This is a genomic window from Streptomyces sp. PA03-6a (assembly GCF_033792765.1).
In the GTDB taxonomy this organism is placed as follows: Bacteria; Actinomycetota; Actinomycetes; order Streptomycetales; family Streptomycetaceae; genus Actinacidiphila.
The window spans coordinates 18,669-28,450 of sequence record NZ_JARAVK010000120.1; the positions used below are offsets into that span (position 1 = coordinate 18,669).

8 protein-coding genes are annotated in these 9,782 nt (G+C 72.1%); 5 read left to right on the plus strand and 3 right to left on the minus strand.

Annotated features, from left to right (window positions below; translation table 11 throughout):
* Positions 1-15: 15 nt before the first annotated feature.
* The 3 genes from PV350_RS26325 to PV350_RS26335 all read right to left on the minus strand — a co-directional run bounded on the left by PV350_RS26325 (position 16) and on the right by PV350_RS26335 (position 2,556).
* Complete coding sequence (locus tag PV350_RS26325) at positions 16-186, minus strand: DUF6191 domain-containing protein (protein ID WP_499514152.1); 171 nt, start codon at positions 184-186, stop codon at positions 16-18.
* Between the two features lie 22 nt (positions 187-208).
* Positions 209-1,408: a PQQ-dependent sugar dehydrogenase gene (locus tag PV350_RS26330; protein ID WP_500336435.1), complete on the minus strand. Its 1,200-nt coding sequence runs from the start codon at positions 1,406-1,408 to the stop codon at positions 209-211.
* Positions 1,409-1,563: 155 nt separating this feature from the next.
* On the minus strand, positions 1,564-2,556 hold the full coding sequence (locus tag PV350_RS26335; protein ID WP_499514154.1) for an aldo/keto reductase: 993 nt from the start codon (positions 2,554-2,556) through the stop codon (positions 1,564-1,566).
* A gap of 56 nt (positions 2,557-2,612) precedes the next feature.
* Between PV350_RS26335 and PV350_RS26340 the strand changes: the two genes are divergently transcribed.
* The 5 genes from PV350_RS26340 to PV350_RS26360 form a co-directional block, all read left to right on the plus strand.
* The gene (locus PV350_RS26340) at positions 2,613-3,566 is read left to right on the plus strand and encodes a 2-hydroxyacid dehydrogenase (RefSeq protein WP_499514155.1); all 954 of its coding nucleotides are present in this window, start codon (positions 2,613-2,615) and stop codon (positions 3,564-3,566) included.
* A 272-nt stretch (positions 3,567-3,838) separates the two neighbouring features.
* Positions 3,839-6,673 carry a putative bifunctional diguanylate cyclase/phosphodiesterase gene (locus tag PV350_RS26345; protein ID WP_500336438.1) on the plus strand — a complete coding sequence of 945 codons (2,835 nt, stop codon included), beginning with the start codon at positions 3,839-3,841 and terminating at the stop codon, positions 6,671-6,673.
* 212 nt (positions 6,674-6,885) lie between these two features.
* Positions 6,886-8,763 (plus strand): acetolactate synthase large subunit, encoded by a 1,878-nt coding sequence (locus PV350_RS26350; protein WP_499514157.1) that lies wholly within the window; start codon positions 6,886-6,888, stop codon positions 8,761-8,763.
* A gap of 32 nt (positions 8,764-8,795) precedes the next feature.
* Positions 8,796-9,323 carry an acetolactate synthase small subunit gene (gene ilvN, locus PV350_RS26355; protein ID WP_018563397.1) on the plus strand — a complete coding sequence of 176 codons (528 nt, stop codon included), beginning with the start codon at positions 8,796-8,798 and terminating at the stop codon, positions 9,321-9,323.
* 76 nt (positions 9,324-9,399) lie between these two features.
* Positions 9,400-9,782 (plus strand): NAD(P)-binding domain-containing protein (locus PV350_RS26360; RefSeq protein ID WP_500336440.1); only part of this gene is annotated, 383 nt, incomplete at its 3' end.

Here is a 9,782-nt window from a genome sequence, read left to right on the forward strand (position 1 = left end):
AGGGCTCGTGGGCGGCTAGTCGCCGGCCCGCGGCGGACGTATCAGCACGGTGCCCGAGTCCAGGTCGACGGGGCCCCGGCCCGGGTCCGCGTCGCCCTCCTCGTCGCGCACCAGCTCCAGGCGGTTGCGCTCGTCCTCGGCGTGCCTGCGGCCCGGCGCGAACAGCTCGTCCAGCGCGTTGAACATCGCACCCCCAAGGTGTCGTGGGTCAGCTCACCCGCAGCCGCAGGATCCGGTCGTCGCCCTTGCGGGGCTCGCCGCGGCCGTCGGTGTTGCTGGTGGTCAGCAGCAGACCGCCGTCCGGATCGGCGACGACGGTGCGCAGCCGGCCGTACTCTCCGACGAAGAACGCCTGCGGGTCGGCCGCGGCCTTCGTACCGGCCAGCGGGATCCGCCACAGGCGGGCGCCGCGCAGCGAGGCCATCCAGATCGAGCCGTCCGCGTAGGCGATGCCGCTCGGTGAGGCGTCGTCGGTGCGCCACTGCGCGATCGGGTCCGCGTAGCCGTCGCGATGGGCGAGGCCCTCCACGACCGGCCAGCCGTAGTTCTTCCCCGGCTCGATCAGATTCAGCTCGTCCCAGGTGTCCTGCCCGAACTCCGCGGCCCACAGCCGCCCCTGGCCGTCCCAGGCCAGGCCCTGCACATTGCGGTGCCCGTAGGAGTAGACGACGGAGTCCGCCTCGGGATTGCCGTGCACCGGCTCGCCGTCGGGGGTCATCCGCAGGATCTTGCCGCCCAGGGACTTCTTGTCCTGCGCCAGGCCCCGGTCGCCGCTCTCGCCCGTGCCCGCGTAGAGCATGCCGTCGGGGCCGAAGGCGATCCGCCCGCCGTTGTGGATGGCGCCGTGCGGGATGCCGCGCAGGATCGTGTCCGGGGCGCCCAGCTGCTCCCCGGCGGGCTTGGCCGGGTCGTAGAGCATGCGCGCGATGCGGTTGTCCGAGGCGGTGGTGAAGTAGGCGTACACCAGGTGGTCGGTCGCGAAGTCCCGTGAGACGGCGAGCCCCAGGAGGCCGCCCTCGCCGCCCGAGGAGACCCCGGGCACCGTGCCGACCTGCGTCGTGCGGCCGCTGCCGGCGGCCACCCGGACGACCCGGCCGGTGTCCCGGGAGGCTACCAGCAGATCGCCCTCGGCCAGCACGGCCACGCCCCACGGGGTGGTGAGCCCGGTCGCGACGGTGCCGGTCACCTCGGCCGTGCCCTTCGCCGGTGCCGAGGGCCCTTCGCCGCCCCCGGAGGGCGGCGCCGACGAGGGCGCGGAGGCGGAGCCCGGGGGAGCCGGGGCGGAACCACCGTCCGAAGAGCATCCGGTGGCGAGCAGCGCGGCACCGGCCAGCGCGGCGGTCACGACGGCGGTACGGCGGCGCACGCTTCCCTCCCGGGGGTTCTCCGGCTCGGACTCCAAGAACATCACATCCCTCATTACACCGCCCGGCCCTTCGCGGTTCCCGCCGTATGCCGTGGATCTCCCGTCGCCCTCCCCGCCGGTCCCTCGGGTCCTTCAGGCCCCGGTGGTCCCGGCGGCCCCCGGTGGTCCCGGTGGTCCCGGTGGTCCCGGTGGCGATCTCAGTCCCAGGAACCCCGCGCCGGCGGCAGCGCCGCGATCTCCGCGAAGTCCTCGTCGGACAGGCGCAGTTCCGCGGCGCCCGCGTTCTCCACCGTCCACCGTTCCCGCTTCGCCCCGGGGATCGGCACGACCTGCGGTCCCTGGGCCAGCACCCAGGCCAGCGCGACCTGCGCGGGCGTCGCACCGTGCACCTCGGCGACCCGGCGCAGTCCCGCGACGATCGGCTGGTTGGCGGCCATCATCTCGGCCGTGAACCGGGGATGGCGGGCCCGTACGTCGTCCGGCTCGAAGCCCTGTCCGGGGGTGAGCGTGCCCGTCAGGAAGCCGTTGCCGAGCGGCATCGCGGCCATGAACCCGACCCCGCGCTGCGTGCACCAGGGCAGCAGCTGCGCCAGCGCCTCGGGCGACCACACCGACAGCTCGGCCTGCACGCAACTGACCGGGAAGACCTGCTGGGCGCGGCGCAACTGCCGCAGCGTCTCGTCGTATATGCCCGCACCCGGGCGCCGGGCCGCCCGCGCGCCCACCGCGCACCACCCCAGCGCGCGCACCTTGCCGGCCGCGACCAGTTCCGCCATCGCGCCCCACGTCTCCTCGACGGGGACCTCCGGATCGGCCCGGTGCAACTGGTAGAGGTCGATCACGTCCGTCTGCAGCCGCCGCAGCGACGCGTCGCAGGCCCGCTTCACGTACGAGGGACGGCCGTTGGCCACCAGGTGCTGCTCACCGACGAGCAGTCCGCACTTGGTGGAGACGAAGACCTCCCGGCGACGCTCCTTCAGCACCCGGCCCAGCAGCAGCTCGTTGGTGAACGGCCCGTACATGTCGGCGGTGTCCAGCAGCGTCGTGCCGTGGTCGACCGCCGCGTGCACGGCCCGCAGTGACGATTCGCCGTCCTGCCGGGACGCCGTGTACGCCCAGCTCATCGGCATGCATCCCAGGCCGACGGCGCCCACCTCCAGAGCCGCCGATCCGACCGTCCTGCACTCCACCTGGCTGACCTCCGCTGACCTCTCGCGCCGCCCCACTGTGCCATAGCCTCCTGACCATGGCTGACATCACCCGGAACCACCGCCCCACCGTCTGGCTCCCGATCCCCGCAGCGGACGTCGAAGGGCTCCCCGCAGAGCTCGACTACCTCTTCTGGGACGGTGCCGAGGAGTTCCCGGCCGACCCGGCCGACGCCGCGTTCTACGTGGTGCCCTACATGAAGGGCCCCGAGGTCGCCGGCCGCCCGTTGCCCCGGATGTCCGGGGTCGGTGTGGTGCAGACCCTCAGCGCGGGTGTCGACCACGTCCTGCCCTACCTCCGGCAGCTCCCGCCGGGTGTGCGGCTGTGCAACGCCCGCGGGGTGCACGAGGCCAGCACCGCCGAGCTGGCCGTCACCCTCACCCTTGCGGCCCTGCGCGGCATCCCCCGCTTCGTACGGGGCCAGGACGCCGAGGAATGGCACGCCGGCTTCTACCCGGCGCTCGCCGACAAGCACGTGCTCATCGTCGGCTACGGATCGATCGGCGCGGCCATCGAGGACCGGCTCACCCCCTTCGAATGCCACGTCACCCGGGTCGCGCGGCTGGCCCGGCGCTCCCCGCGCGGCCCCGTGCACGCCCTGGGGGACCTGCCGCGGCTGCTGCCGGAGGCGGACGTGGTCGTCCTGTCGACCCCGCTCACCGCGGACACCCGCCATCTGGCCGACGCACGGTTCCTGGCCGGGATGAAGGACGGGGCCCTGCTGGTGAACGTCGCCCGCGGACCCGTGGTGGACACCAAGGCGCTCCTCGGGGAGCTGGAGGCCGGCCGCCTCCAGGCGGCACTCGATGTCACCGATCCCGAGCCGCTGCCTCCGGGGCACCCGCTGTGGCACGCCCCGGGCGTCCTGATCAGCCCGCACGTCGGCGGCAGCACCTCCGCGTTCCTCCCCAGGGCCAAGCGGCTGCTCCGCGAGCAACTCCGACGTTTCGCGGCCGGCCAGGACCTCGCGAACGTCGTCATGACCACCTGACCGTGCCGTGGCACCGGGTGCCCCACGCGTGGGGCAGGACGCTACGCGTGGTCACGCTGTGTAGAGGAACTATGTCCCTGAGTGACTGAACTGGTGTATCGTCCCGCACTGGGGGAACACGACCGGCGTGGCTCGGCGAGCTGCGAACGGGCGTGGGACGACTCAGGACTTGATGGGGGGCGACGGGCGATGTACGGCCAATGGAGAGAGCATCCGACGCTGGACCACAGCACACCGTGCCGGGGACGCTCACGGCGTCACGGGACGACACCGTGAGCGCGCCCGGTGCGGTCCTCTCGCAGGCGTCCGCGCCGGGCAACCGGACCGGCCTGCTGCCCCAGATGCTGCTGGCCGTGCTCTGCGGCGGCTACGCCATCGGATCGGCCTTCGGCTGGGGATCCACCGGGCTGGCCCTGGTCATGGGCGACTTCGGCCTCTCCGTGGCCGCGCTGGCCGCGGCCGTCTCCTGCCTGGTCTACGTCCACAGGGCCCCCGCCGACCGGTATCGTCCCGCGTGGGCGTTGTTCGCCGTCTCCTCCGCCATGGTGGCGCTCGGCAACGGCATCTGGGGCTGGTACGAGGTCGTGCTGCGCGACGACGTGCCGCGCACCTCGGTCGCCGACTTCTGCTTCCTGCTCTTCGCCCCTCCCGCGATCATCGGGCTGCTGGTGCTCGCCAAGCGGCCGGTCACCCGGGCCGGCTGGGTCTGCCTCGGACTGGACGCCTGGCTGATCGGCGGCTCCCTGCTGACCCTCTCGTGGACCCTCGCCCTGGCCCAGACGGCCCTGTGGGAGGGCCGCAGCACCGCGCGCATCGCCCTGTCCCTGGCGTACCCGCTGCTGGACATCATGCTCGTCAGCATGGTGCTGGCGCTGCACTTCCGGCGCTCCTCGGCCAACCGGGCGGCGGTGAACACCGCCATCGCCTCCCTCGCCCTGACCGTGCTGTGCGACGCGCTGTTCACCTCGCCCCTGCTGCGCGAGCACTACAGCTCCGGCCAGATCCTGGACGCCGGATGGTTCGCCGGCAGCATGCTGCTCGCCTACGCCCCCTGGGTCGGCGAGCGGGTGGCCGCGGAGCGGGCGACCGCCGAACGGCAAGACGAGCAGGGCCGCCGGGTGAGCGGCTCGCTGGCGGCGCTGACCCCGTACCTGGCCGCCGCGGTCTGCGTGCTCGGCATCCTCTACAACGTCATCGACGGCCGCAAGAGCGACCGGGTGGTGCTCCTGACCGGCTGCACCGTGGTGCTCGCCCTGGTCGTGCGCCAAGGGATCATGCTGCTGGACAACATGGCCCTCACCCAGGAGCTGGCCCAGAAGGAGAACCACTTCCGGTCGCTCGTGCAGGGCTCCAGCGACGTCATCATGATCGCCTCGCCGACCGGCGTGCTGCGCTACGTGAGCCCCGCCGCCAAGGGCGTGTACGGCTGCGATCCCGAGGAGTGGGTCGGCACCGAGTTCGCCACCCACATCCATCCCGAGGACCTGGGCCGGGTGGTGCACGAGGTGCGCCGCTTCCTGGCCGCCCACGCCGCCGAGGAGCCCGCCACCCGCATCGAGTGCCGCATACGGCACGGTGACGGCAGCTGGCTCAACGTCGAGTCGATCGTCAACCGCCACCAGGGCGGCCTGATCTTCAACAGCCGGGATGTCACCGAGCGCGTCCGGCTCCAGGCCCAGCTGCAGCACAACGCCTCGCACGACCCGCTCACCGACCTGCCCAACCGGGCCCTGTTCACCGAACGGATCCGCCAGGCCATCGGCGGCCGCCGGGCCGGCGACGGCGACACCGGCACCACGGCGGTGCTCTTCATCGACCTCGACGGCTTCAAGGCGGTCAACGACACCGTCGGCCACCAGGCCGGCGACGAACTCCTCGTCCAGGCGGCGCGGCGCCTGCGGGACTCGGTGCGCGCCGGCGACACCGCCGCACGCCTGGGCGGCGACGAGTTCGCCGCCCTCATCTGCGGCACCAGCGCCGACCGCCATCTGCGCGAGTACCAGGTCCACGAGGTCGCCGACCGGCTCCGCGCCGCCCTCTCCGAGCCGTACCGGGTGGACGGCACCGAGGTCCGGGTGGCCGCCAGCATCGGCGTGGCCTTCGCCGACCCCGGGGTCAGCGCCGGCGAGCTGCTGCGCAACGCCGACCTGGCGATGTACCGGGCCAAGCAGGCCGGCAAGGGCCGGGTCGAGATGTACGCGCCCGCCATGCAGGCCGAGGTGGTGCGCCGGGCCGAGCTGGCGGGACGGCTGCGCACGGCCCTGCGGGACGGCGAGTTCGCCCTGCTCCACCAGCCCGTGGTCGACCTCGGCACCGGCGAGGTGACCGCGGTCGAGGCGCAGGCCCGCTGGCGCTCCGCGCAGGGCATCCTCTTCACCCCCGCGGAGTTCCTGCGGGTCGCGGAGGACACCGACCGCACCGCGCAGCTGGCCCGCTGGTTGCTGGAGGAGGCGGTCGGCCAGGCCGCGCTGCGCCGCGCCGCGGGCTGCCCGGTCCCCGTCGCCGTACGGCTGTCCACCCGGCGCCTGATGCACCGCGAGCTGCCCACCAAGGACGTCGAGGCCCTGCTCGAACGGCACGGGCTGCCACCGGACTGCCTCGTCCTGCAGATCGCCGACCAGGACCCGCGGATCTCCCTGGACGAGCTGGAGCGGCGGCTGACCGCGCTGAGCCGGCTCGGGGTGCGCATCTCCCTGGAGGGATTCGGCAGCGGCTACGCGCCCATGAACGCGCTGCGGCGGCTCCCCGTCGACGTGCTCAAGCTGGACCGGGGGCTCACCGAGGGCGTCGTGGAGTCACCACGGCTGCGGAAGATCACCGCGGGGCTGCTGCGCATCGCCGAGGACCTCGGGATCCGCTCGGTGGCCGAGGGCGTGGACCGACCCGAGCAGGTGCTGGTCCTCCGTGAGATGAGCTGCACCCACGGTCAGGGCATGGCATTCTCGGGGCCGCTGGACGAGCACCGGCTGCGCTCCTCGCTGACCCGCGGGGGCTACCCGGTGCCCGGTGGGCCGGTCCCGCTCGGCAGCAGCCGGATCTCCGTGCGCGGCACGCGCAAGGCGGACGAGCTACGCTCAAATAATGAGACGCCCGTCCCACCCGCTTGACACTCCCCGCTCGCGAGGAGGAAGGTCAGTCCCATGCGCACCCGAATTCTCGTACTTGGAAAGCGCGTCGGCTGACCCGGGGCCCCTGACCGCCTCGTGGAACGCACCGACGCGCTCCCCTCGCTTGCCTGCCGGCACGAGGGGTTTTTTGTTGCCTGGGATCCAGACATACCGCCCTCTCCACCCTCAAACTCCTGAGAGATGAGAACCAGATGACCGAGCAGGCCACCGGGGCCCACCACCCGCAGCCGCGGGCCCGCGGCGCCGCGCCGCAGCCCACTCCCGCCGAGCGCGTCACGGGCGCCCAGTCCCTCATTCGTTCTCTTGAGGCGGTCGGTGCCGACACGGTGTTCGGCATCCCGGGTGGTGCGATCCTTCCCGCGTACGACCCGCTCATGGACTCCTCGAAGGTGCGCCACGTCCTGGTCCGGCACGAGCAGGGGGCGGGCCACGCCGCCACCGGCTACGCGCAGGCCACCGGCAAGGTCGGCGTCTGCATGGCGACCTCGGGCCCGGGCGCGACCAACCTGGTCACCCCGATCGCCGACGCCCACATGGACTCGGTCCCCATCGTGGCGATCACCGGCCAGGTGGCCTCCAAGGCGATCGGCACCGACGCCTTCCAGGAGGCGGACATCTGCGGCATCACGATGCCGATCACCAAGCACAACTTCCTCGTCACCGACGCGGACGACATCCCGCGCACCATCGCCGAGGCCTTCCACATCGCCTCCACCGGCCGCCCCGGCCCGGTCCTGGTCGACATCGCCAAGGACGCCCTGCAGTCGCAGACCACGTTCTCCTGGCCGCCCACCGCCGACCTGCCCGGCTACCGCCCGGTCACCAAGCCGCACGCCAAGCAGATCCGCGAGGCCTCCCGGCTGATCAACGAGGCCAAGCGCCCCGTGCTGTACGTCGGCGGCGGCGTCCTCAAGGCCCGCGCCACGGGCGAGCTGCGCATCCTGGCCGAGCTGACCGGCGCCCCGGTCACCACCACCCTCATGGCGCTGGGCGCGTTCCCCGACAGCCACGCCCAGCACGTCGGCATGCCCGGCATGCACGGCTCGGTCTCCGCCGTCGCGGCCCTGCAGAAGGCCGACCTGATCGTCGCCCTCGGCGCCCGCTTCGACGACCGCGTCACCGGCAAGCTCGACTCCTTCGCCCCGTACGCCAAGATCGTGCACGCCGACATCGACCCGGCCGAGATCTCCAAGAACCGCGTCGCCGACGTGCCGATCGTGGGTGACGCCCGTGAGGTCATCGCCGACCTGATCGTCGCCGTCCAGGCCGACCACGAGGCGGGCCGCCGCGGCGACTACGCCGACTGGTGGAAGCTGCTGAGCGGGCTGCGCGACACCTACCCGCTCGGTTACGACCTGCCCGCCGACGGCAGCCTGTCCCCGCAGCAGGTCATCCAGCGGATCGGCGAGCTGGCCCCCGAGGGCACCCTCTTCGCGGCCGGCGTCGGCCAGCACCAGATGTGGGCCTCGCAGTTCATCTCCTTCGAGCGGCCCAACACCTGGTTCAACTCCGGCGGCGCCGGGACGATGGGCTACGCCGTCCCCGCGGCCATGGGCGCCAAGGCCGGCCGGCCCGGCGCGACGGTGTGGGCGGTCGACGGCGACGGCTGCTTCCAGATGACCAACCAGGAGCTGGTCACCTGCGCGCTGAACAACATCCCGATCAAGGTCGCCATCATCAACAACGGCGCCCTGGGCATGGTCCGGCAGTGGCAGTCGCTCTTCTACAACGAGCGCTACTCCAACACCGTCCTGCACGCCGGTGAGACCAACGCGGGCCGCGGCTCCCACCAGGGCGTCAGCCAGACCCCGGCGGCCGGCACCCGCGTCCCGGACTTCGTCAAGCTGTCGGAGGCCATGGGCTGCGTCGGCCTGCGCTGCGAGTCCCCCGACGAGCTGGACGAGGTCATCGAGAAGGCCAACGCCATCAACGACCGCCCGGTCGTCGTGGACTTCATCGTCCACGAGGACGCCATGGTGTGGCCGATGGTCGCCGCCGGCACCTCCAACGACGAGATCATGGCCGCCCGTGACGTCCGCCCCGACTTCGGCGACGCCGCGGACGACTGAGGACCGAGAGAGAAGCAGAGGAACGACGCGACATGTCCAAGCACACGCTCTCCGTCCTGGTGGAGAACAAGCCCGGCGTCCTGGCCAGGATCACCGCCCTGTTCTCCCGGCGCGGCTTCAACATCGACTCCCTCGCCGTCGGCACCACCGAGCACGCCGACATCTCCCGCATCACCATCGTGGTGAACGTGATCGAGGACCTCCCGCTGGAGCAGGTCACCAAGCAGCTGAACAAGCTGGTCAACGTCCTGAAGATCGTCGAGCTGGAGCCCTCCGCCGCCGTCCAGCGCGAACTCGTCCTGGTGAAGGTGCGCGCCGACAACGAGTCCCGCTCCCAGATCGTCGAGATCGTCCAGCTGTTCCGCGCCAAGACCGTGGACGTCTCGCCCGAGGCGGTCACCATCGAGGCCACCGGCGGCGCCGACAAGCTCGAGGCCATGCTGAAGATGCTGGAGCCCTTCGGCATCAAGGAGCTCGTCCAGTCCGGCACGATCGCGATCGGCCGCGGCGCCCGCTCGATCACCGACCGCTCCCTGCGCGCCCTCGACCGGACCGCATAGCGAGACCGTAAAACTTGATTCCGCCCGCGGACGTAGTGTGTGGGCAACCCCCCAGATCACCAAGGAGAGACCCGAAGTGGCCGAGCTGTTCTACGACGACGATGCCGACCTGTCCATCATCCAGGGCCGCAAGGTCGCGGTCATCGGCTACGGGAGCCAGGGGCACGCGCACGCGCTGTCGCTGCGCGACTCGGGTGTGGACGTGCGGGTCGGCCTGCACGAGGGTTCCAAGTCCAAGGCGAAGGCCGAGGAGCAGGGCCTGCGCGTGGTGACGCCCGCGGAGGCCGCGGCCGAGGCGGACGTCATCATGATCCTGGTCCCGGACCCGATCCAGGCGCGGGTGTACGAGGAGTCCGTCAAGGACAACCTGAAGGACGGTGACGCGCTGTTCTTCGGTCACGGCCTGAACATCCGTTACGGCTTCATCAAGCCCCCGGCCGGTGTCGACGTGTGCATGGT